The 20,752-nt window shown below is 65.7% G+C and carries 19 protein-coding genes and 4 tRNA genes; 15 read left to right on the forward strand and 8 right to left on the reverse strand.

Annotation, left to right across the window (positions count from 1 at the left end; translation table 11 throughout):
* Position 1 precedes the first annotated feature (1 nt).
* From BN2156_RS08110 to BN2156_RS08120, 3 genes are read left to right on the forward strand one after another with little or no spacing between them, the layout of a single operon-like run.
* Positions 2-1,600, forward strand: a complete 1,599-nt coding sequence (locus BN2156_RS08110; RefSeq protein WP_090512189.1) for a dipeptide ABC transporter ATP-binding protein — start codon at positions 2-4, stop codon at positions 1,598-1,600.
* Complete coding sequence (locus BN2156_RS08115) at positions 1,600-3,240, forward strand: ABC transporter substrate-binding protein (RefSeq protein WP_090512192.1); 1,641 nt, start codon at positions 1,600-1,602, stop codon at positions 3,238-3,240. Before BN2156_RS08110 ends, BN2156_RS08115 begins: the two co-directional genes overlap by 1 nt.
* A gap of 5 nt (positions 3,241-3,245) precedes the next feature.
* Entirely contained in the window at positions 3,246-4,460 is a 1,215-nt protein-coding gene (locus tag BN2156_RS08120) for an acyl-CoA dehydrogenase family protein (RefSeq protein ID WP_090512194.1), read from the forward strand.
* Between the two features lie 70 nt (positions 4,461-4,530).
* Here the strand turns inward: BN2156_RS08120 and BN2156_RS08125 are convergent, their stop codons facing one another.
* From BN2156_RS08125 to BN2156_RS08135, 3 genes are read right to left on the reverse strand one after another with little or no spacing between them, the layout of a single operon-like run.
* Positions 4,531-5,328 carry an NADPH-dependent oxidoreductase gene (locus tag BN2156_RS08125; RefSeq protein WP_090512197.1) on the reverse strand — a complete coding sequence of 266 codons (798 nt, stop codon included), beginning with the start codon at positions 5,326-5,328 and terminating at the stop codon, positions 4,531-4,533.
* A complete protein-coding gene (locus BN2156_RS08130) occupies positions 5,325-6,344 on the reverse strand; it encodes an aldo/keto reductase (protein WP_090512199.1) in 1,020 nt (339 codons plus the stop codon). The genes BN2156_RS08125 and BN2156_RS08130 overlap by 4 nt, the downstream gene beginning before the upstream one ends.
* 32 nt (positions 6,345-6,376) lie before the next feature.
* The gene (locus tag BN2156_RS08135) at positions 6,377-7,330 is read right to left on the reverse strand and encodes a TauD/TfdA dioxygenase family protein (protein WP_090512201.1); all 954 of its coding nucleotides are present in this window, start codon (positions 7,328-7,330) and stop codon (positions 6,377-6,379) included.
* Between the two features lie 296 nt (positions 7,331-7,626).
* Between BN2156_RS08135 and BN2156_RS08140 the strand changes: the two genes are divergently transcribed.
* Positions 7,627-8,562 carry a LysR family transcriptional regulator gene (locus BN2156_RS08140; RefSeq protein WP_235625243.1) on the forward strand — a complete coding sequence of 312 codons (936 nt, stop codon included), beginning with the start codon at positions 7,627-7,629 and terminating at the stop codon, positions 8,560-8,562.
* Between the two features lie 221 nt (positions 8,563-8,783).
* Here BN2156_RS08140 and BN2156_RS08150 read toward each other — a convergent pair whose 3' ends face one another.
* Both BN2156_RS08150 and BN2156_RS08155 read right to left on the reverse strand, forming a co-directional pair.
* Positions 8,784-10,085, reverse strand: a complete 1,302-nt coding sequence (locus BN2156_RS08150; protein WP_090512204.1) for a cytochrome P450 — start codon at positions 10,083-10,085, stop codon at positions 8,784-8,786.
* 134 nt (positions 10,086-10,219) lie between these two features.
* Positions 10,220-11,074: a polysaccharide deacetylase family protein gene (locus BN2156_RS08155; protein ID WP_090512206.1), complete on the reverse strand. Its 855-nt coding sequence runs from the start codon at positions 11,072-11,074 to the stop codon at positions 10,220-10,222.
* Between the two features lie 59 nt (positions 11,075-11,133).
* Here BN2156_RS08155 and BN2156_RS08160 point away from each other — a divergent pair, with 59 nt between their 5' ends.
* Complete coding sequence (locus BN2156_RS08160; RefSeq protein WP_090512209.1) at positions 11,134-11,490, forward strand: MerR family transcriptional regulator; 357 nt, start codon at positions 11,134-11,136, stop codon at positions 11,488-11,490.
* A gap of 8 nt (positions 11,491-11,498) precedes the next feature.
* Here BN2156_RS08160 and BN2156_RS08165 read toward each other — a convergent pair whose 3' ends face one another.
* Positions 11,499-11,903, reverse strand: coding sequence for a DUF302 domain-containing protein (locus BN2156_RS08165; protein WP_090512213.1), 405 nt, complete (start codon positions 11,901-11,903; stop codon positions 11,499-11,501).
* Between the two features lie 206 nt (positions 11,904-12,109).
* Here BN2156_RS08165 and trxA point away from each other — a divergent pair, with 206 nt between their 5' ends.
* Positions 12,110-12,493, forward strand: coding sequence for a thioredoxin (trxA, locus tag BN2156_RS08170; RefSeq protein ID WP_090512216.1), 384 nt, complete (start codon positions 12,110-12,112; stop codon positions 12,491-12,493).
* 33 nt (positions 12,494-12,526) lie between these two features.
* On the forward strand, positions 12,527-13,240 hold the full coding sequence (locus BN2156_RS08175; protein WP_090512218.1) for a TVP38/TMEM64 family protein: 714 nt from the start codon (positions 12,527-12,529) through the stop codon (positions 13,238-13,240).
* 3 nt (positions 13,241-13,243) lie between these two features.
* Here BN2156_RS08175 and BN2156_RS08180 read toward each other — a convergent pair whose 3' ends face one another.
* Together BN2156_RS08180 and BN2156_RS08185 are read right to left on the reverse strand one after the other, a co-directional pair.
* Positions 13,244-15,646, reverse strand: a complete 2,403-nt coding sequence (locus BN2156_RS08180; RefSeq protein ID WP_090512221.1) for a Tex family protein — start codon at positions 15,644-15,646, stop codon at positions 13,244-13,246.
* 104 nt (positions 15,647-15,750) lie between these two features.
* Positions 15,751-15,825, reverse strand: a tRNA-Val gene (locus BN2156_RS08185).
* 265 nt (positions 15,826-16,090) lie between these two features.
* On the opposite strand from BN2156_RS08185, the gene BN2156_RS08190 reads away from it, so the two are divergent.
* The 8 genes from BN2156_RS08190 (at position 16,091) to BN2156_RS08225 (ending at position 20,262) form a co-directional block, all read left to right on the forward strand.
* A complete protein-coding gene (locus BN2156_RS08190; protein ID WP_090512223.1) occupies positions 16,091-16,447 on the forward strand; it encodes a DUF6636 domain-containing protein in 357 nt (118 codons plus the stop codon).
* 109 nt (positions 16,448-16,556) lie between these two features.
* Positions 16,557-16,629 (forward strand) — tRNA-Gly (locus BN2156_RS08195).
* Positions 16,630-16,659: 30 nt separating this feature from the next.
* Positions 16,660-16,733: transfer RNA gene (locus tag BN2156_RS08200), tRNA-Cys, on the forward strand.
* A gap of 17 nt (positions 16,734-16,750) precedes the next feature.
* Positions 16,751-16,825, forward strand: a tRNA-Val gene (locus BN2156_RS08205).
* 115 nt (positions 16,826-16,940) lie between these two features.
* On the forward strand, positions 16,941-17,378 hold the full coding sequence (locus BN2156_RS08210; RefSeq protein ID WP_090512225.1) for a hypothetical protein: 438 nt from the start codon (positions 16,941-16,943) through the stop codon (positions 17,376-17,378).
* An 864-nt stretch (positions 17,379-18,242) separates the two neighbouring features.
* A complete protein-coding gene (locus BN2156_RS08215; RefSeq protein WP_090512227.1) occupies positions 18,243-18,551 on the forward strand; it encodes a WXG100 family type VII secretion target in 309 nt (102 codons plus the stop codon).
* Entirely contained in the window at positions 18,551-19,936 is a 1,386-nt protein-coding gene (locus BN2156_RS08220; protein ID WP_090512230.1) for a WXG100 family type VII secretion target, read from the forward strand. Before BN2156_RS08215 ends, BN2156_RS08220 begins: the two co-directional genes overlap by 1 nt.
* Entirely contained in the window at positions 19,933-20,262 is a 330-nt protein-coding gene (locus tag BN2156_RS08225; RefSeq protein WP_131725141.1) for a hypothetical protein, read from the forward strand. Before BN2156_RS08220 ends, BN2156_RS08225 begins: the two co-directional genes overlap by 4 nt.
* Positions 20,263-20,752 lie beyond the last annotated feature (490 nt).

Consider the following 20,752-nt stretch of genomic DNA (forward strand, 5'->3'; position numbering starts at 1 on the left):
AATGAATTCCCCTGCACTGCTGTCACTTTCCGGTCTGACCATCGAGTACGCGAGCCGTGGTGAGGTCATCCGCGATGTCTCGTTCGATATCGGGGCAGGCGAGGTGGTTGCCCTGGTCGGTCAGTCCGGATCGGGCAAGTCAACCATCGCACGCGCGGTGCAGGGCCTGCTGCCCGGCAACGGGCGGGTAACCGCGGGAGACATCCTCGTGAACGGTCACGTGGTCACGCAGCTGCCGCAACGCCGGTGGCGCACGCTTCGCGGCAGCACCGTCGGTTTCGTTCCACAGGACCCGCTGGGTTCACTTGATCCCCTCAAACCGGTCGGTGACCAGATCGCCGAAGTGCTACGGGTGCACCGGATCACCGATCGGGCCGGTGCCCGACGCCGGGCCGTCGAGCTGCTCGAGCACGTCGGGATCGCCGACGCGAGCCGCCGGTCCGGTGACTACCCGCACCAGCTTTCCGGCGGGCAGTTACAGCGCGTGCTCATCGCGATCGCCATAGCGGGCGAACCCCGGCTGCTGATCGCCGACGAGCCCACCTCCGCACTCGATGTCACCGTGCAGCGGCGAATCCTCGAGCTGCTCGACGAGTTGCGCGTCGAGCATGGTCTCGGCGTCTTGTTCATCACCCACGACCTCGCGCTGGCCGAGCAGCACAGTGACACCGTGGTGGTGTTGTGCGACGGCGAGGTACGCGAGACCGGCCCCACCGCAAGCGTGCTCAGCACACCAAAGGACGAGTACACCCGGCAGCTGATCGCGGCGGCACCGGCGCTGGCGCCGGACAAGTACGCACACCGGCCGACAGCGGCGGCGACCGCCGAACCGATCCTGCGCGTGGATCGGCTGGTGAAACGCTACGGCGAGACCCGCGCACTGGACACCGTGTCGTTCGATGTCAGGACCGGGTCGATCCATGCCCTGGTGGGTGAATCCGGCTCGGGCAAGACCACCGCGGCCAGGGTGCTGGCGGGGCTCACCGATTTCGATTCGGGCGAGGTCCGGGTGAACGGATCCCTGCGCGCCGCGCAATCACCGCTGGGAGCCGCGCAGCAGCGCGCGCAGGCGCGGATACTGCAGCTGGTACACCAGAATCCGCTGGCCGCCCTCGATCCCCGGTTCACCATCGGCGAGGCGATCGCAGAGCCGTTGCGGATCAACCGCATCGGGTCCCCTGCTCAGCGCCGCCATGAGGTCGGTGAGGTACTCGACCGCGTCGGGTTGCCTGCCGGTTTGGCCGACCGTAAGCCGCGAGAGATCTCCGGGGGTCAACGCCAGCGGGTCGGGTTGGCCCGCGCCTTGGTGCTGCACCCGGCCATCCTCGTGCTCGACGAGCCGACCTCCGCACTGGATGTCCACGTGCAGGCGCAGGTGGTGGATCTGCTGATCGATCTGCAACAGGAACTCGAACTGACGTACCTGTTCATCTCCCACGACCTCAGCCTGGTCCGCCAGATCGCCGACCACGTGAGCGTGCTCGAACATGGACGTCTGGTCGAGACCGGCGCCACGGCAGATATTTTCGCCGCGCCCTCGGCGGCCTACACCCGTCGCCTGCTCGATGCGGTCCCCGGCGTCCCGGCGCGTGCGGCGTGATGCTCCGACGTGTGGTCGCCGCGGTGACCGCCGCACTGATCGCCTCTGGCGGCGTGAGCGCCTGTGGCGACACCGAACATCCGCCGACCGGGTCACCCGGTGCTCGCGGTGGTGACCTGACCTACCTGGACGCCGAGGCACCGGCCTCGCTGCAGATCCAGGTCAGCTACTGGCAGAACAGTCTGCTCAAGGACCAGATGCTGGACCGCCTGGTCTACCAGGACCCCAAGACCTTCGATTTCGTGCCGTGGATCGCACAGAAGTGGACCGTCGACCCGTCCAAACGCATCTATGAATTCACCATCCGCGACGGAGCCAGCTACAGCAACGGCCAACCGGTCGACGCCGAGTCGGTACGCCGCAACCTGGAATGGGAAGCGAACGGAGACAAGGACAAAGGCATCACCCGCAACAGCTATTTCCCGGAGGTCGACTCCATCACGGCCGACCCCGCGCGCCGCACCGTCCGCGTCACCCTCCGAAAGCCGTATGCGCCGTTCATCGCGGTGCTGTCGTTGAACACTTCCGGCCTCGTCGCCGACGCCACGATCGATGCCAGCAAGGAACAGCAGTCCGTGGTCACCAACCTGATCGGGTCCGGGCCGTTCGTCGCCACCTCGGAGGTCCCGGACAAGCAGATCGTGCTGTCCAAACGCCGGGGCTACGACTGGGCACCGGCGACCGCACCGCACCAGGGTGAGGCGTATCTCGACACGGTCACCGTCATCCCGGTGACCGAGGACAGCGTCCGGGTGGGGGCACTGCGGGCCGGCCAAGCCGACGCCATCCGCTATTCCCAGCCACCGGATGAGGGCCTGCTGACCAGGGAAGGCTTCGATGTGCGCGGACTGCGCACTCCAGGTCTGGCCAACACGCTAGACGTCCGCCAGTCGGCTCCATTCATGCGGGACATCAACGTGCGCAAGGCGATCGGCTTCGGAATCGACCGCAACGAGATCCTGCACACCCTCTACACCGACAACTGGAAACCCGCTCAGAACATCGTCACCAGGAACTTCCCCGGTTTCACCGACCGCAGCGACGCCGTCCGCCACGACCCGGACGAGGCGATCCGGCGGTTGGAAGCCTCCGGCTGGACCCACCTCAACGCGGACGGCTACCGGGTCAAGGACGGGCACGAGTTGGCCGTGAAGATCTATGTGGACGTCTACGACCACACAGCCAAGCCGATGTACGAACTGATCCAGCGGCAGTTGCGCCGCATCGGTATCCGGTTGGTCATCCGCCAGACCGACTTCGCCAACTACCCCACCGCCAGCATCGAGGATTCGGTGGGCCTGCGCCGCAATGGCTGGCCCACTGCCGATCCGGTGCGGTTGTGGCAGAACTACGACAGCAAGGGCGGTGACCTGTACGCCCTGGACGGCGCCGATCCCGCTATCGACCGCATGCTGCATGCCCAGATCGAAGCGACCGATCAAGCCCAACGGCTGAAAGTGCTTGAGGGATACAACAACTACGTGATCGACAACGCGTATTCCATCCCGTTGCTCGAAGACACCCAGATTTTCGCCGTCGCCCCACGGGTGCGGGGATTCGCAAACGCGGCCAATTCGGTGCCCTGGTTCTACGACACCTGGATCGACGACAGCTCGGCCGCAACCACCGGAAAGGATTGACACCGATGACCACCGACTCGGTACTGACGGCGCGGGCCGTTCCGCGGGGACAACAGCTCCAGGAGGTGCTGGAAACGATCGCCGCCGACTACCGCCGGCGCCTGGACGAGGGCGGGCACGAACCTCCCGGGCGCGCGCTGAGCCTGGTGCGTGAGCATCGGCTGGGCGCGGCGCGATTGGCCGGTGACCTCGGCGGCGGTGATTTCACCGTGCCCGAGTTCTTCGAACTGGCGATCCGGCTGGCTCAGGCCGACCCGGACCTGACCCATATCCTGCGCGTGCACTACGCGACAGTCGAGGAGCTGCAGCGTGTTCCGGGCAGCCGGGCCAAGGATCGGTGGCTGTCGGTGGTGGCCGAAGGTCACCTGATCGGCGGGGTGAGCTCGGAGCTGACCAGCGCCCGAGTGGGTGGGCAGGCTTATGACACGAAGCTGGTGCGCACGGCGGGCGGGCTGCGGCTGACCGGGCGCAAGTTCTACAGCACGGGCGCTCAGTTCTCCGACTACGTGCGGGCCACCGCCGAGGACGAGGCTGGGGCGCCGGTCGCCGCGGTGGTTCCGGCCGACCGGGCCGGCATCATCCACGCGGACGACTGGGACGGCATCGGCCAGCGTCATACCGGCAGTGGGACAACCATATTCGAGGACGTCGCGGTACACGATGACGAGGTGTTGCCGATCGGCACGAATGTGGGCGTGGACCGGGCTCGCGGCGCGTTGGTGCAGCTGTACCTGCACGCGATCGCCGCCGGAGTCCTGCACACGCTGACCGCCGACGCTGCCGCGCTGGTGCGTGATCGCCACCGCACCTACACCTTCGCCACCACCGACACCCCCTCGTCGGACCCACAGCTGTTGGAGATCGTCGGCGAGATCGACGCGGTGGCCTACACCGCCGAGGCGTTGGTGCTGCGGGCGGCGACCGAGTTGGCGCCGGCGCTGGACACCGCGCGGGTCAGCGGGATCGACGCCCGCTTGGAGGATCAGGGCGCAGTGGCCGCCGCGCGGGTCAAAGTGGCGATCGAACAGCCTGCGCTGCGGGCGGCCTCACGCATATTCGATGCCGGTGGCGCCTCGTCGGTGCGGTCGGCGTCGCATCTGGACCGGCACTGGCGCAATCTGCGTACTCTGTTCTCCCACAACCCCACCGTCTACAAGGCGCGGGTGCTGGGAGACATCGCGGTCAACGGTGCGGCGCTGCCCGACAGCGGATTCTTCTGACGGCGTGTCCCGAGGTTTGTCACGCTGGCGTGGCCGTCGAAGCCGAGAGCCACGCCAGCGTGACAAGAGATCAGCGCGAGGGCAGGCCCAGGCGCTCCAATTGTTCGCGCAACCGGTGTCGCCCGGACAGCGAATGCGGACCGGCGAGCCGGCTCAGCACCCGCTCACTCCAACTGCCCGACAACCCGTAGCGGTTGTTGTAGACCGCCAGCCGTTCGTCGTAGGCGGGCACATGCGCATCCGCCGCCTGCGCGTCGTAACGTTCGCGGTGCAGTACCGCATCCCGGGGCAGGCGCGGCTTGATCCCGGCGTTCTCCGTCGGGTCAGGGGTACCGACAGCGAGGCCGAAGGTCGCCACTGCGTGTGGCGGCAGCCCCAGCTCAGCCGCCACCTCTTCGGGGTGGTTGCGGATGGCACCGACGAAAACCGTTCCCAGCCCCAGTGATTCGGCGGCCACCACGGCATTCTGCGCGGCCAGCGCGGTATCGACGAATCCGATGATCGTGGTTTCCAGGTAATCCGCACCGTCCAGTGCGGCCCCTGCCCGCTGCGCCAGCCGGCGGGCGCGCCCCAGATCGGCCACCCAGACCAAAAACAGCGGTGCCTCGTTTATGAACCGCTGATTGTTGGCCAGCGTTGCCAGCCGCGCCTTGCGTTCAGGATCACGGACGGCGATCACGCTCCAGGGCTGGAGGTTCGAGCTGGTAGCCGCCGACTGGGCGGCGGCGACCAGTGCCGAGAGCTGTTCATCGGACACCGGCTCCCCGGTGAACTTCCGCACCGACCGGTGTGCGATTTGCAGCGCCAGCGTCTCGTTGTGCACCTTCAGCACAGCATCGATGTCGCCGTAGCGGGCGATAACGGTCATGAGGCGGCCGCAACCGGGGCCTCGACCCCGAGGTGCTCGGGACGGATCGAACGATGTCCGCCGACCTGACCGGCGATGGCTTCCAGTTGACCGAGGTGTTCAGCACCAAGGTCCACCGTCAGGGCACCGAGGTTTTCCCGCAGGTGCTCCGGATGGCGCGTTCCCGGGATCGGCACCACATCCTGACCACGAGAGAGCACCCACGCGAGTGCGACCTGGCTGGGTTCTACGCAGATCTGACCCGCAATCTCGACGACGGTGTCGGCCAACGCCCGGTTGTGGTCGAACACGTCGGCACCGAAACGCGGGTGGCGGCTCTGCACCCCCTTCACGTCCTCGGCGCTGCGCACGCGACCGGTCAGCCAACCGCGGCCCAATGGCGAGTAGGGCACGATGCCGATGCCCAGTTCGCGGGCGACCGGTACGGTGTCGGCCTCGATGTCCCGGGTGAACAGCGACCATTCGTTCTGGATGGCGGCGATCGGGTGCACCGCGTGGGCACGGCGCAGAGTTTGGGGCCCCGGCTCGGACAGCCCGATGTAACGGACCTTGCCGGCCTCGACCAGTTCAGCCAAGGCCCCCACGGTGTCCTCGATCGGCACCTCGGGGTCGACGCGGTGCTGGTAGTACAGATCCACGTGGTCCACCCCGAGGCGACGCAGCGAGCCCTCGATCGCGGTGCGCACGTATTCGGGTCTGCCGTCCAGTGCCCGGGCGTCGGGGTTGGTGTCCCGGTCCAGCGCGTTGCCGAATTTGGTGGCGATGGTCAGCGAATCACGTCGGCCCCGGATCGCCTTCCCGAGCAGAATCTCACTGAACTCCGGCCCGTACACGTCGGCGGTGTCGAACAGGGTGATGCCCAGATCGATCGCCTCGGCGACCAGGTTGGTCGCCTGCTTTTCGTCCTCGGCTCCGGCAGAGGTCCGAAAGCCCATGAACCCCAGACCGATTGCCGACACTTCCGGCCCGGTACTGCCGAGTCTGCGATGCTCGATCCGCGGTGATGCGTGTGTCATGGTTGGCTGCTTCCTGTTGCCTAGTTGGGGGATCAGGATCCGTAGAACGGCTCGCCGGAGACCGATTCGGACGTCCGTCCGTCGACCCCGACGGGAACGTCGCCTTCGAGGGTGACGCGGTAGAGCACGCGGTCGTAGTCGAGGTGGCCGGCATCGGCGATGGCCAGGTGCGCGGTGGCCCGGTTGTCCCAGAACGCGATACTGCCCGGAGCCCAGCGGAACCGGACCGTGTACTCGGTGCGCGTCGCCTCGTCCCACAGCAGTTTGAGGATCGCCTCACTCTGTGTCGGTGTGTAACCGCGGATCTCACGGGCACCGCGGGTGAACCCGGGGCTCACGAACAACGCGCGCTCCCCCGTCACCGGATGCACCCGGACGGCGGGGTGATAGGTCACCAGGTTGGCCTCCCGCACCTTGCGGTCCCGCTGGCTGCCTGCCACCGCACGGGCATTGAACTGGTGCTTGATGTCGAGTTTGTCGGCGAACTCGCGCAACTCCTTGGGCAGGTTCTCATACGCCGCAACAAGATTGGTCCACGCGGTGTCACCCCCGTACGGCGGCAGAATGTGTGCCCGCAGGATGGAGGCGGCGGGCGGGTTGACCAGCGCGGTGACATCGGTGTGCCAGCTGTTGTCGTAGGAGGTGCGCTTGCGGCCCAGGTGGCGTTCGTAGCGGCGGCTGTCGATCGGCAGGATCTCGGGGAACCCCTCCGGCGGCTCCTCCTCGTGCGGGTGCGCCGGGGTGACCTTGCCGAACTGCCGGGCGAACGCGATCTGCTCGGCGTGGCCGATCTCCTGGTCGCGGAAGAAGATCACCTTGTAGGTGTGCAGCGCGTCGCGGATCTCGTCGACGACGCCGACGTCAAGCTCGCCGCGCAGGTCGACACCGCGAATCTCGGCGCCGATGTAGCCCGCCACAGGCACGACGTCCAGTCCCGTATCGGTGAGAGAGGTTGATTCCCTGGTTTTTTCGCTGATATCTGTCATTTGTGGACTCCCTTGTCTTAGCTCGGCGATGGGCTGGCGAGACGGGTCTGTCTGTCTCGCACTGGCTAGCGTCAGCGCGCGGGTTGCGACGAACAACAGTCTTTGGCTACCGGAACCTTTCAGTCCGGCTTAATCTCGCAGGCGACGCCGCACTGACGCGAGAATTACAACCGCGGTGATTCCTGCCACCGTCCCGCCGCAAAGTCCTGTTCAGAGCCCTGAGTGGAGACGGGGGCGAAATCCTCGGCCCTTCACCGGTGCTCATAACGATGCGACGATCACTTCGCAGGAGGTGCATGATGCTGGACTTACGCCGGATGATGCTGTTAGCCGATCTGGCCGACCTCGGCTCGGTCACCGCGGTGGCCGAACATCGCAATATCACGAGTTCTGCAGTCTCCCAACAGCTTCGCGTCCTGGAAGAAGAAGCAGGGGCGGTGCTGTTCCGTCGAGACGGACGCACCCTCGGGCTGACTCGCAGCGGCCAGGTCCTTGCTGAGCATGTCCGCCGCGTCCTGATCGCTGTCGACGAGGCCATGAGCGCGGTGGCCGAAACCCGGGACCGGGTGGCCGGGCAGGTCGCCATCGCCACGTTCAACATGGGGATTCCGACGCTGGCCGTTCCGCTGATGCAACGGCTGAGCACCGAGGAGCCGAACCTGCGGGTACAGGTCCAGCAGGATACGAGTGCGGCCGCTCTCCGGCTGCTGCGCCAGGGCGAGGTCGATATCGCGATCACCTGCCAGTATGACTTCCTCGGTCCTGATTCGACAGGCGGCCTGACTACCGTGCCGCTGCTGTTCGAGCCGCTGGTATTGCTGGCCCCCACGCACTCGCATCTGCGAATTCGCAATCAGGGCCTCTCCGCGCTGGCGGACGGATTCTGGGTCACCGGCCCGCAAAACTACGGTTTGGGGATCGCCGCCATTCATGCCTGCGAGAGCGCCGGTTTCACCCCGCAGATCAAACACCGGCTGATCGGGGCGCAGAACATCTGCGAGCTCGCGGCCACTGAGATCGCGTCGGCGATCGTGCCCAGGCTGTCGGTGCCGGCCAATCTGGAAAACCTGATCGTCGAGGGCATCGAACTCGGCGGGCGGGCTATCGGCGCCGTTGTCCGCGCCGGCAGGCAACGCGATCCTAACGTCGCAGTGATCCTGCGAACGTTGCAGGCCATCGCGGGTCAAGCGCTACCCGGAGGCGCCGAAAAACGTTTGGAGGTCGCGTCGTGACGCCGGGCACGCCGGAGCGTCCCGAATTCCTCTGGTACATCCGGACACCCAGGTCGAAACCGACTGGTTCAACGGGGAAATCGTGTTTCAGGCCCGGCTGCACGGATTGGGGGCCCCGGTCAACGAGCTGATCCAACGGGCCACCGCCGAACATGCTCGGGTGGGACGTCCGCTGCGTTCACTGGATGCGGCGGCCGCTCTCAAGAAGCTCAACAAGGGCGCTAGGCTGCCGCACTCCACGCAACCGGCAGATGTTTGACACCATGTACGAACGCCGAACGCAGGATGGCGGGTTCACCGATCGCCACGATGTCGGGCACCTGACGATGCAACTCGTCGAAGGCCACCCGGATCTCCCGCCGGGCAAGGTTGGCGCCCAGGCAGAAGTGCACCCCGCCACCGCCGAACCCGATGTGCGGATTGGGGTTTCGCAATACATCGAAGCGCCACGGATCGGCGAAGGTCTGCTCGTCACGGTTGGCCGAGTTGTACCACATCGAGACCTTGTCCCCCGCCTTCATCTGAACGCCGCTTCGTTCGAGATCCTGGGTCAGGGTGCGCCGCATGAAGATGATCGGTGACGCCCACCGCACGATCTCCTCCACGGCCGTCGGCGACACGGCGTCGAAGTCATTCCACCATTTCTCACGTTCGTCGGGATAGCGGCTCAGCGCCACCATGCCATGGCTGATGGCATTGCGGGTCGTATCGTTGCCGGCGGCCGTCAACAGGATGAAGAACGACGCGATCTCGTTGGACGACAAGCGTTCTCCGTCGACTTCGGCCTCGACGAGACTGGTTGTGAGATCGTCACCGGGATGCTCGCGCCGCTGCTCGGCCAACTCGACACCGTACCCGGCCAGTTCTGTGGCTACCTGCAGATAGTCGCCGAAGTCGTCGGGTGACACCTCGTCGTCGCCCGCCCCCATGATGACCGAAGTCCAGTGGAACAGCTTGGCCTGATCGTCCTCCGGCACGCCCATAATGTCGCAGATGATCTGAAGCGGCAGCGGTGATGCCACTTCTTCGACGAAATCCGCGGTGCCGTCCGGATGTGCGTCCACCATCTCCGATACCAGCCGATGGGCGCGATCCCGCACGCTCTGCTCGATCCGCGCGATCACCTTGGGCGTGAAGGCCCGATTGACGATGCACCGCAACCGGGTATGACGAGGATCGTCCAGGGTGATCATCGACCCGAAGAATTCGGCGATCTCGGCGGGGACGTCGTTGAGTGTGGTGCTGGTCGGGCGGGAGCTGAACAGCTCGGGGTGCCGGCTGACGAAGTGCACGTCCTCATAGCGGGTCATCGCCCAGTGCCCGGCGCCCCCGGGGAACCCGGCGAACTCGGCCACCTCGAAGAAGGAGATCGGGGCGTCGTGTCGGAGAGTGGCGAAGGCGCCGTCGCGCACATCGTCGTCACGTGCCCAGAAATCGAGTGATCCGAGGTCGATGTCGGCGAGTGGCACCGTCGGCGGCGCTGCGCCGTTGTTGCGGTGGGCGATGCCGGTGATTGCTGTCATCGTGGTCCTCCCCGAGCTCCGGGCGAGGCACACCGCCGGTCATCGGCCCCGCCGCCCTACCGCAGTGTGACATCTCTCACAGCACCGGTCCAGGATTGCGGGGCCAATCGTGCTGCAGCTATTGGCCTTCGCAATCAATCCACCTGGATCGCGGCGATCTCATCGCTGGTCGTCAACCACGCATCGGGTTGCGCCGCGAAGTACCCCAGGACCTGATCGAGATACTTGTGCCGGAAGGGTTGCCCGATGACGAACGGGTGCAACGCCAACGCCAACACCCGCCCACTGGCAGCCGAATCCGCGTGCAGCTGCTCGTACTGGTCGATCACCATCTGCACGAACTCTGGACCGGTGAAACCCTTCCCGAAGATCAGCAGGTCGTTGAGTTCCACCGAATACGGCACGCTGAGCATGCCCGGGACGGTGAGCGGGTAGGGCCGGTCATCGTTGGTCCAGTCGAGAACATAGCGAAAACCCAGTTCCGCCAACAGCTCCGGGGTGTGAGCGGTTTCAGTCAGGCCGGGACCCATCCACCCCTGAGGGCGCCGGCCGGTGGCCTCGGTGATGTCGTCGGCGATCCCGGCGAGAATCCGGCGCTCCTCGTCGACGGCCAGTCCGGTGTGCAGAATAGAGTTGGTCTGCCCGTGCGCCAGCCAGGTCCAGTTCCGTTCCACACCGGCGGCCACGATCTGCGGATGGTGCTCGATGACCGCAGAGTTCAGCAGCACGCTGGGCCGGATGCCGTGCCGGTCGAGCGCCTCGATGGTGCGCCAGATGCCCACTCGGGCGCCGTAATCCCGCCACCCGTAGTTGAGCGCATCGGGGGTCAGCTCCGCGGTCCCCGGCCAGATACTCGTCGAGGGCCGGTCGGCGAGGAAGTGCTCGACGTTGAGCCCGATGTACACCGCCACTCGCGCCCCGCCGGGCCAATGGATGGGCGGGCGTTCGGTGATCGGACTGTAGGTGAAAGGTGGCTGCGCTGTGGTCATGCCGAACCGTACGAGCTGACACCAATGTCAGGGTCAAGTCGCGTCGGTATAACTGGCATATGCGTATTGGCGAACTCGCGCGCCGCACCGGGGTCAGCCAACGGTCGCTGCGCTATTACGAGCAGCAGGGCCTGTTGACCTCAGAGCGCACCCCCGGCGGGCAACGTGAGTATCCGGAGAAGGCCGTCGACCGAGTGATCCGCATCCAGGAGCTCTACGCCGCCGGGCTGCACAGCCGCACCATCTCGTCGCTTCTGCCCTGTATGCGAGACACCGACGGCGGACCTGCCCCGCAGGCCACGCCACGCCTGCTCACCGAGCTGTCTGCCGAACGCAACCGGCTCGAGCAGGCGATCCGCGACTTGTCGACCTCACGCCAGATCCTCGACGGCGTCATCGACGCGGCATCGGGGTGAGATGAGCCCTACAGGCTGTCGAGCGCTGCCTGCAGGCGCCGGCCCACCTCCGCTGCGATGTCGACCAGGGCCGGCTCGTCGGTGACCTCGGCCATCAGGTTCGGATTCATCGCCTCTACGACAACCACCGAGTCACCGTCGCGACCGGTGCGCAACACCACGTTGCACGGCAACAACACGCCGATCTGAGGAAGCGCCTTGAGCGCCTGCTGAGCGAACTGTGGGTTGCAGGCACCCATGATGAGGTAGTCCCCCAGCTCTTCACCGGCACCATCACCCAGCTTGGCGTTGAGCGTGGACCTGATATCGATCTCGGTCAACACGCCGAACCCCTGGTCGGCCAGCGCTTCTCGGGTGCGAGCCGCAGCCTCGCCGAACGGACCTCGTGTGGTGGCCACCAATGCGATGTCCATATCTGGCTCCTTTCGCCCTGTCATCGCACGCCGGGCGAGCGCACATCCTCGTGCCACGGTACCCGCGGCGCAATAACCCCGAGCCGAAAAACTGAAAGGGGAATATATACCCCTAGGGGTATGTTGAGGGAATCAGATGCGCCGGACGACGGCCGGTACGCAAACTCGTTCCGCCCGTGAGGAACTCGCGCAAAAAGGAGAACTCAATGTCCACCCGCAACATCGGCTATGCGGATTTCGAATCAACGATCCGCGACAACGACATCGTGCTCATCGATTTCTGGGCTTCCTGGTGTGGTCCGTGCCAGGCTTTCGCCCCGATCTTCGAGCGGTCTGCTGCCCGCCACCCCGAGATCGTGCATGCCAAGGTCGACACCGAGCAGGAGAGTGAGCTTGCCGCTCTGATGAACATCCGATCGATCCCCACTCTCGCGGCCTTCCGCGAGGGAGTCCTGGTGTTCAGCCAACCCGGGGTGCTGCCGCCGGCCGCACTCGACAATGTCATCTCGCAGGTCGCAGCACTCGACATGGACGAGGTCCGAGCCGAGATCGCGGCCCGTAAGGCCAAGAGTTCGACGACCGCGAACTGACCGCGCCAGCCGTGGGGAAGAATCGTGGCCAGCATGACTGACGACGACGCCCCCGCCCCCAACCGGCGACCGCACATCCTGCGGCTGGTCGCCTTCGCGGCGTTTCTGCTCGGCTTGTTCTATCTGGTGGCCGTCGCCCGCGTCATCGATATCGACGCCGTCCGTGGCGTGGTCATGTCCGCCGGTCCGGCAGCGCCGCTGGCGTACATCGTGGTGTCGGCATGTCTGGGCGCGCTGTTCGTGCCCGGCCCGATCCTGGCCGCAGGAAGCGGCGTGTTGTTCGGCCCGGTGCTGGGCACGTTCGTGACCCTGGGCGCGACGGTGGGCACCGCCGTGGTGGCCAGCCTGATCGGCCGCCGCGCCGGACGGGACAGCGCCCGGGCCCTGCTCGGGGCACAACGTGCGGATCGGCTGGACCACCAGATCCAGCGGGGCGGCCTATGGGCCGTGGTCGGGCAGCGTTTCGTCCCCGGATTGTCCGACGCTCTGGCGTCCTATGCCTTCGGCGCGTTCGGCGTGCCGCTATGGCAGATGGCGGCCGGGGCGTTCATCGGCTCGGTGCCACGCGCGTTCGTCTACACCGCACTGGGCGCCTCGATCGGTGACCTCTCGGCACCGTTGGCCTATACCGCGATCGGCGTGTGGTGTGTCACGGCCGTGATCGGGGCTTTCGCCGCCCACCGCGGCTACCGGTCCTGGCGCCGCCACCACTCCGGGGCCGATCCGGCCCCGGAGCAAACCACGTAATCGCTACTTGCCGAACCCGGCGTTGCGCAGCGCCTCGGCCATCGAGCCCATCGGCTGATTCGAGTCCCGACGACCGGAGTTGTTGCCGCGGTTCTGGTTTCGCCGATCCCCGCCGCGGCCCTGATTCGCGCCGCCGCGGCCTTGGTTGCCGCCGCCGTCCCGCCGGTTCTGGCCGCCCTGGCCGCCGCGTTCGGGGCGCTTGCCCTGTTGCGGGGTGTCGTTGAGCCGCAGGGTCAGCCCGATCCGCTGTCGTTCCACATCGACATCGACGACCTTCACCTTGACCACCTGCCCGGACTTCACCACCTCGTGCGGGTCGGAGATGAACCGGTCGGCCATCGCCGAGACATGCACCAGACCGTCCTGGTGCACACCCACGTCGACGAAGGCACCGAAGGCGGCCACGTTGGTCACCACACCCTCGAGCACCATGCCCACCTTGAGGTCGGCGACCTTCTCGACGCCGGCGGCAAAGGTGGCGGTGGAGAACGCCGGACGCGGGTCACGGCCGGGCTTTTCCAGTTCGGCCAGGATGTCGGTGACGGTGGGGACACCGAACCGCTCATCGGCGAAGTCGGTGGGCTTGAGGGACCGCAGCGTGCGCTCGTCACCGATCAGCTCGGCCAGCGTCACGCCGGAGCGGTCCAGGATGCGTCGGACCACCGGGTAGGACTCGGGGTGCACCCCGGACGCGTCCAGCGGGTCCTCCCCGTCACGGATCCGCAGGAAGCCCGCGCACTGTTCGAAGGCCTTAGGGCCCAGCCGCGGAACATCCAGCAGGGCCTTGCGGCTGCGGAAGGCACCGGCGCTCTCGCGGTACGCCACGATGGCCTCGGCCAGGGATTCGGTGACTCCCGACACTCGGGCCAGCAGCGGCACCGAGGCCGTGTTGAGGTCCACGCCCACCGCGTTCACGGCGTCTTCGACGACCGCGTCGAGGCTGCGCGCCAGCGAGCCCGGTGTCACGTCGTGCTGGTACTGCCCCACGCCGATCGACTTGGGATCGATCTTGACCAGCTCGGCCAGCGGGTCCTGCAGCCGGCGGGCGATCGATACCGCGCCACGCAACGTCACGTCGAGGTTCGGCATTTCTCGGGCCGCGTACTCGGAGGCGGAGTACACCGACGCGCCGGCCTCGCTGACCATGGCCTTTGCCGGCGCCTTGGCCCCGGCCGTGCGGATGTCGGCGATCAGCTCCGCGGCCAGCGCATCGGTCTCGCGTGAGGCAGTGCCGTTGCCGACGGCGATCAACTCGACGTTGTGCCGGGCGATCAGCGCCGCCAGGGTGGCCTTGGCCTGGTCCCACTGTTTCTGCGGCTGGTGCGGGAAGATCGCGCACGTGTCGACGACCTTGCCGGTGCCGTCGACGACGGCGACCTTGACCCCGGTGCGGAAACCCGGATCGAGGCCGAGGGTCGCCCGGGTGCCGGCCGGCGCGGCCAGCAGCAGGTCCTTGAGGTTGCGGGCGAACACCGCAACCGCCTCCTCCTCGGCGCGCTGACGCAGGCGGACCCGCGCGTCGACGGCGGCCGAGATCATCAGCTTGGCCCGCCAGGCCAGTCGCACGGTGGTGGCCAGCCACGGGGTGGCCGGCGCCTTGGAAGCCATGTCGATTCCGAGGGACTGGGCGATCATCGCCTGGTACTGCTCGTCCTCACCGCCGTCGAAGTTGAGCGACAACGCCTGTTCCTTCTCGCCGCGCAGCACCGCGAGCACGCGGTGCGACGGCATGTTCTCCAGCGGCTCGGAGAACTCGAAGTAATCCCGGAACTTCTGCGCGGCAGGGCTTTTCGCGGCTTCCTCAGACCACGGCGCGGTGCGCAGGGAGCCGTCGGCCCAGAACTTCTCACGGGTGGCGCCCACCAGCTCGGCATCCTCGGCGGCCCGCTCGATGATGATGTGCCGGGCGCCTTCCAGGGCCGCGGACGCCTCGGCGACGTCGTCGTTGAGGAACTCGGCCGCCACCTCGTCGGGAACCAGCGTCGGATCGGCCAGCAGGCGGTCGGCCAGCGGTTCCAGCCCGGCTTCCTTGGCGATCTGGGCCTTGGTGCGGCGCTTGGGCTTGTACGGCAGGTAGATGTCCTCGACCCGGGCCTTCGTCTCGGCCGCCATCAGGGCGGCCCTCAACTCATCGGTGAGCTTGCCCTGCTCCTCGATCGATGCCAGCACGGCCTCGCGACGCTGATCGAGCTCACGCAGGTAGCCCAGGCGTTCCTCCAGGGTGCGCAGCTGGCCGTCGTCGAGGCCGCCGGTGACCTCCTTGCGGTACCGGGCGATGAACGGGACGGTCGAGCCCTCGTCCAGTAGCGCCACCGTGGCGGCGACCTGCCCCTCGCCCACGGCGAGTTCCTCGGCCAGACGGGCGGTTACGGATTTGATGGTTCCGACGGTCACGCTCTGAGTCACGTCGGAGGACCCTACCGAATCGGGCGGACAACACCGGGGCACGGTGAAGTGTGTGTCCTGCCACGAAAAAACGGCCCCGGATAATCCGAAGCCGTTGGTGGTGATGGTGGTCCCGGCTGGGTTCGAACCAGCGACCTTCCGCGTGTGAGGCGGACGCTCTCCCACTGAGCTACGAGACCGTGGGAACGACGTCGAACACTAGCACGCATACCGGGCCAGACCCGAATCGGTATCCACCCGATCGACTTGTTTGATTTGCCAAATATGCACGCCGATGCGGGCGTATGGTCACCCGTCATGGTTCACCTGCGGGTCCGCTTGCCGGCGGTCGGCGGCGCAGTTTTTGCTGCTTGTGTGCTGTTTTCGGGCTGCCACAGCGCCCCGGCCCCCATGACAGATCGGACTTCCGCCGTAACGCCGAGTGTTCAGGGCGTCTCCAGGTTGGTGAACCGGCAGGTCAAGGAGCTGACCAGGTTCACCTCGCCGTCCGGCAACGTGGGGTGCTATCTCGACACCTCTATGGCGCGCTGCGACATCGCCGAACGTAACTGGGCCCCGCCGCTGCGGCCGGCCAGTTGTGAGTTCGCTTACGGCCAAGGCATGACGCTGCGTCCCGGCCGGCCGGCGGAGTTCGTCTGCGCCGGCGACACGGCGCTGGGCGCGGGTGGCGAACTGGGCTACGGGGATTCGATCACCGCCGGCACCCTGCGCTGCGAAAGTGCCGACACCGGCATCACCTGCCGCGACACCAAGACCCGCCACGGATTCGCTCTCTCACGCGAGGCCTATCACCTGTTCTGAAACACCGTTTTTGGCCAGTCTTTGCCCTCCCGTAATGGGGATTTGTGTCTGCGCGCATCGGTGGACTAATGTTCTGCATCGCGACGGGCGACGATCTCGCTCGTGGCGCGCGGATGTAGCGCAGTTGGTAGCGCATCACCTTGCCAAGGTGAGGGTCGCGGGTTCGAATCCCGTCATCCGCTCGAAGGTGCGATTGTGGCATCAACCCCAGCGGTGGAGTGGCCGAGTGGTGAGGCAACGGCCTGCAAAGCCGTGCACACGGGTTCGATTCCCGTCTCCACCTCCAAGAAAGAGTTTCAACCCGCGCGATTAGCTCAGCGGGAGAGCGCTTCCCTGACACGGAAGAGGTCACTGGTTCAATCCCAGTATCGCGCACCACAATCTTTGCAGGTCAAAGGCAGTTTTTAGTCCCGAATTCGGGCCGCATGACCTCAACATGACCTCGCGGTAGCAATCGGCAAGCTAGCAGCCCACCGTGAGAGGTAGCTAGCCAATGCACCACACCCCCGCCACCGCTGCAGCCGACCCCGCATGGGCCGATCCAGCTTGGCAACTCGACAGCACTACCCGCACATGCTGCGGCGGGATCGGCTCGCACACACGCGATTGCACCGCGCCCGAACACCTGGCAGCAATCCCGGTACCCGCCGACGCGCAGCACGTAGAGGACTGGATCGACTGGAACAACACCGGCGACTACGAGCGCCACATGCACGGCACCCGCCGTGCCGTCGCCGGGGTAGAAATCCGCATCGCCGGTTTCCAGCAGGCCGACGGCATCATCAACCGGCACGCCACAGTTTGGGCGACCGACACCTACCTCGACGCCACGGCATTGCGCCAGCTCGCCGCCGCCGCCCTCACCGCTGCCGACGAACTCGACGAGCTCGGCCCGATCGCCTACACGCTCACTGACCGGCTCGACTCGTAACGACGAGCGCCCCCGCACATTTCGACGTGCGGGGGCGTTTCGTCGTTATCGCAGAGCCCGACGCAACCCAGCCTGCGCGTAGTAGCCCAGTCCCCCGCCTGCACCGAGGGCCGCACCCGTGACGACTGATCACCGACCGGCGTGCGCCACAGCTCAGCCACGCGCCCACCAGCGCGGGGCTACTTGTCGCGGCCGAGAACGAATATGGGGCAAATGGTTTCGGGGTTGTTTGGGGAGGGGTTACACCAACCAGCACCCCGTAGGGGTTACATCGACCCGACCACGACGGGCAGTGAACCACGAAGGTCTGTCAGCATCGTTCCAAGGCATGGCAGGGCTGGGCGGGCCCGCGCAGCTAAGGCGAGCACTGTCATCGCAATTCGCGCAGAACGCTATCCTGCGATTCATCGAATCGCCGAGAACCACTCTGATCGGACATCCCGCCACCGCCGCACTTACGGACAATCCGCCAGAACCAGACCCGTCCTAGCGCGAATGCCCGAATCAGGTCGTCTCGGCTACAACGACATCCGCAACATCCGCGGAGCCTGCGAGCACCCCGACATCCCCGACCCTGAAACGACGGCTTCTTCGCAATCGAACCAGTATGTCGGCCGGGAACTTCCTGGTGGGCGGAGCGCCTACGAACAACCCGGCTAACACTGCAGTCGCACGAAGTTGCGGAGTCACTCTCATACGAGTTGCACACCGTTCCCTGCTACGTCGAAGCGCTGATCTCGCTCCTCCCGGTCAGCTGTGCCCTCTGGGCACCTATTGCGTTCCACCGACAATCCGCGCATAAGGAGGCTGCCGCCGGCGGGTAATTTAACCGTGTAGCTAACACTGCTTGCTGAGGGGGAAGCAATGTCGCAATCGCTGAAATTTGATCCGGCAGACCTGTTCATGTCGGCTGATCACCTCGATAGGCATGAGGCCGATCACACCCAGGGCCACCAGTCGGCAAACGCCGATATTGCGGCAGCAGGTTCGGGATGGGTCGGTTCATCAGGTGCTGCTCTGAAGGGCAAGCTGAGTCACCTTCAAACCGTCGCAGACCACATCAGTACCGAACTGACCCACCACCGCGATGCATTCCGCCACATCGGCAAGCAGTACGACACCATCGACCAAGACTCAGCGGTCGATTTGCTCCGCATCCGCCAGAACCTCTGATGTCACTGACTCTTGCCGATGTCGAGCGGTGGAATTCTGGCGATGTCCGCGAAGTGTCGACAGCGCTGGACGCCACATCCACTTCGATGGATGGGGTCAAGGAAGGCCTCCGAGATCTCCCGATCCTGGGCACCTGGAGCGGCCAAGCCGCCGATGCCGCCAACGACAGCCTCGACAAACTCGGCGCCTACCTGTCGAGCCACGTCGCCGCGCGTCAAGAGGCGTCAAAGATCATCTCCAAGTCCGCCGATGAGATCGACGGCCTCAAATCGTTTCTGCAGAACGTGCAGGAAATGGCGCGCGGCAAGTTCGACATCAACCTCGAAACCGGCACCGTTACGCCGCTGACCGATGACGTCAACCAGGACGATCTCGACTACATCACCACCACACTGAAGCAGCTTCTAGCGTCTGCCGAAATGATCGACCGAGAACTGGCGCACGGCCTCAACCTGCTCGACGGCACGGACGAGCCAGGCAATCCGCCCACCGTCCCGATCAACCAGAACGACGAGCGGTCGCGTAATCAGATCGAAGCGTTCAAGAGGGTCTACGGTCGTGAGCCGGTCACTGCAAACGATTGGCGGATGGCTGCTGGACTGGATCCCCACAGCTACAACCCGAAGAACCATGGAAAACCTGCCAGGATCGTGGCTGGCAGGTTCACTCCGCAGCCAGGCAAAGGCGTGGTCCGCTCCAACTGGTTCATCCCCGCGGCCGAGGTGCAGAATCTGCCAAAGGACTTGCAGGACCTAGCCGACCTACGGCTGCTTCCGAAGAATTTCGGGGATAACCGCGGCCCTAGCGCCACCATCGATCCCGAGCACTCTCGGGTATCACTGTTCGTGGACTACGAGAACGGTATTGTCGCCGTCCGGCAGAACCCCACCACAACTGTCGACGGGGCACGCGGCGGCGCCGACACCGCACCACCCCAGGTCCACGTCGTCGAAGCCCCTGACGGACGAATGACGATCGACTACAACACCTGGGATGCCTATGAGTTTTCGGGAGCCGTCGCGCTAGATATGACGGTCCACGGCCGGATCACGCTGGACCCGCTAGACAATGGCACAGTCAACCTCGGCGGTAACACAATGATCTACCCCAGCATGGAGACGTACCAGTATCGCGAAGGGATACCACCGGAGGTGCTGCAATGGACTCCCGCGAACTCGGGCAGTGACCTCGGCCCGGCAACCAGCCTGATACGCGAGCATTGGATCGGCGACGCCTCACTCCCACCCGTGCGCCCCGGCATCCCGGACTGGCGGTGGCAACTAGAGAACGCTATTCCGTTCGCGCCGGACCCGTTCACGCAGCACACCACGAAGCTCACTGATCCCTCAGAAGGCCTGATTCCCAAAGTAAGTGAGGGACGATGATCACATTCTCCAAGCCGACCAAGCGACGTGTTCTTCGGTCGCTGGCGGCAGTGGTGCTAGCGAGTTGCGTACTGACTGGTATCGCGGTCTGCGTCGGGTTCATCGTCAACCACGAGGGCGAGCCGGTAGGGGGCGGTGAGTATGTGCGCCTGGCACTGCTTAGTCTGACGCTATGGGGACCGATGTACCTAGTCATCGCCTGGCCGCTTAGCGTTCCACTCATCGCCGGCATCACAGCCCTCGTCGCCTATACCCACGTACGCGACGACGACGCCACACGGTCTGGTGACCCGAAAGTCACCTTGCCAGAGGACGATCCCGAGTAGCGGCCACTCCTCGGGAGCCTGAACGTGAAGAAGTTGACTAATCGCCGTCAGGCATGGACGTCAAAATCCTGACGAGTTCGGCGGTCGGCTTCGCCCAATAAGGGCGCGCATCGTAGTTGTCCAGGAGGTTGGCGAGCCTGAGCGCAACTTGGAATAGCCACGGCACGTCTTCGATCACTGGCCCGACGAGTTCGGCTTGCAATGCCGCCTCAACCGGTCCGCAGTCGGGGTCATCAAGTATTGCTCCCCACGCTTCTCAGCCCGCACCCACCTCGCCCAAGGCGTCGTTTGCGGCCACCACGAACGAGGCAGGCGTTCAGGCCGAAGATTCGGTCTCGGGTACGCACCGTCTCGAGACTCGTTCTGGCCAGACAGTAGGCATGTGCGCGCATGGTCGGCGCGTCCATCAGCGTGGGTGCTCACAGTGTGGAGCGACCACGCAGTCTGTCGCGACTACCACGTGTTCTGAATCCGTCGTATTCTGAACAAC

The organism is Mycolicibacterium neworleansense (assembly GCF_001245615.1).
Taxonomy (GTDB): Bacteria; Actinomycetota; Actinomycetes; order Mycobacteriales; family Mycobacteriaceae; genus Mycobacterium; species Mycobacterium neworleansense.

Excerpts from the sequence above, each read along its gene's own strand:
- BN2156_RS08225 (WP_131725141.1), top strand. The coding sequence starts at position 19,933 with ATGATCACATTCTCCAAGCCGACCAAGCGACGTGTTCTTCGGTCGCTG.
- trxA (WP_090512216.1), top strand. The coding sequence starts at position 12,110 with ATGTCCACCCGCAACATCGGCTATGCGGATTTCGAATCAACGATCCGC.
- BN2156_RS08125 (WP_090512197.1), bottom strand. The coding sequence starts at position 5,328 with ATGACCGTTATCGCCCGCTACGGCGACATCGATGCTGTGCTGAAGGTG.
- BN2156_RS08165 (WP_090512213.1), bottom strand. The coding sequence starts at position 11,903 with ATGGACATCGCATTGGTGGCCACCACACGAGGTCCGTTCGGCGAGGCT.
- BN2156_RS08215 (WP_090512227.1), top strand. The coding sequence starts at position 18,243 with ATGTCGCAATCGCTGAAATTTGATCCGGCAGACCTGTTCATGTCGGCT.
- BN2156_RS08150 (WP_090512204.1), bottom strand. The coding sequence starts at position 10,085 with ATGACAGCAATCACCGGCATCGCCCACCGCAACAACGGCGCAGCGCCG.
- BN2156_RS08220 (WP_090512230.1), top strand. The coding sequence starts at position 18,551 with ATGTCACTGACTCTTGCCGATGTCGAGCGGTGGAATTCTGGCGATGTC.
- BN2156_RS08120 (WP_090512194.1), top strand. The coding sequence starts at position 3,246 with ATGACCACCGACTCGGTACTGACGGCGCGGGCCGTTCCGCGGGGACAA.
- BN2156_RS08140 (WP_235625243.1), top strand. The coding sequence starts at position 7,627 with ATGATGCTGGACTTACGCCGGATGATGCTGTTAGCCGATCTGGCCGAC.
- BN2156_RS08135 (WP_090512201.1), bottom strand. The coding sequence starts at position 7,330 with ATGACAGATATCAGCGAAAAAACCAGGGAATCAACCTCTCTCACCGAT.
- BN2156_RS08210 (WP_090512225.1), top strand. The coding sequence starts at position 16,941 with ATGCACCACACCCCCGCCACCGCTGCAGCCGACCCCGCATGGGCCGAT.
- BN2156_RS08155 (WP_090512206.1), bottom strand. The coding sequence starts at position 11,074 with ATGACCACAGCGCAGCCACCTTTCACCTACAGTCCGATCACCGAACGC.
- BN2156_RS08110 (WP_090512189.1), top strand. The coding sequence starts at position 2 with ATGAATTCCCCTGCACTGCTGTCACTTTCCGGTCTGACCATCGAGTAC.
- BN2156_RS08130 (WP_090512199.1), bottom strand. The coding sequence starts at position 6,344 with ATGACACACGCATCACCGCGGATCGAGCATCGCAGACTCGGCAGTACC.
- BN2156_RS08175 (WP_090512218.1), top strand. The coding sequence starts at position 12,527 with ATGACTGACGACGACGCCCCCGCCCCCAACCGGCGACCGCACATCCTG.
- BN2156_RS08115 (WP_090512192.1), top strand. The coding sequence starts at position 1,600 with ATGCTCCGACGTGTGGTCGCCGCGGTGACCGCCGCACTGATCGCCTCT.
- BN2156_RS08160 (WP_090512209.1), top strand. The coding sequence starts at position 11,134 with ATGCGTATTGGCGAACTCGCGCGCCGCACCGGGGTCAGCCAACGGTCG.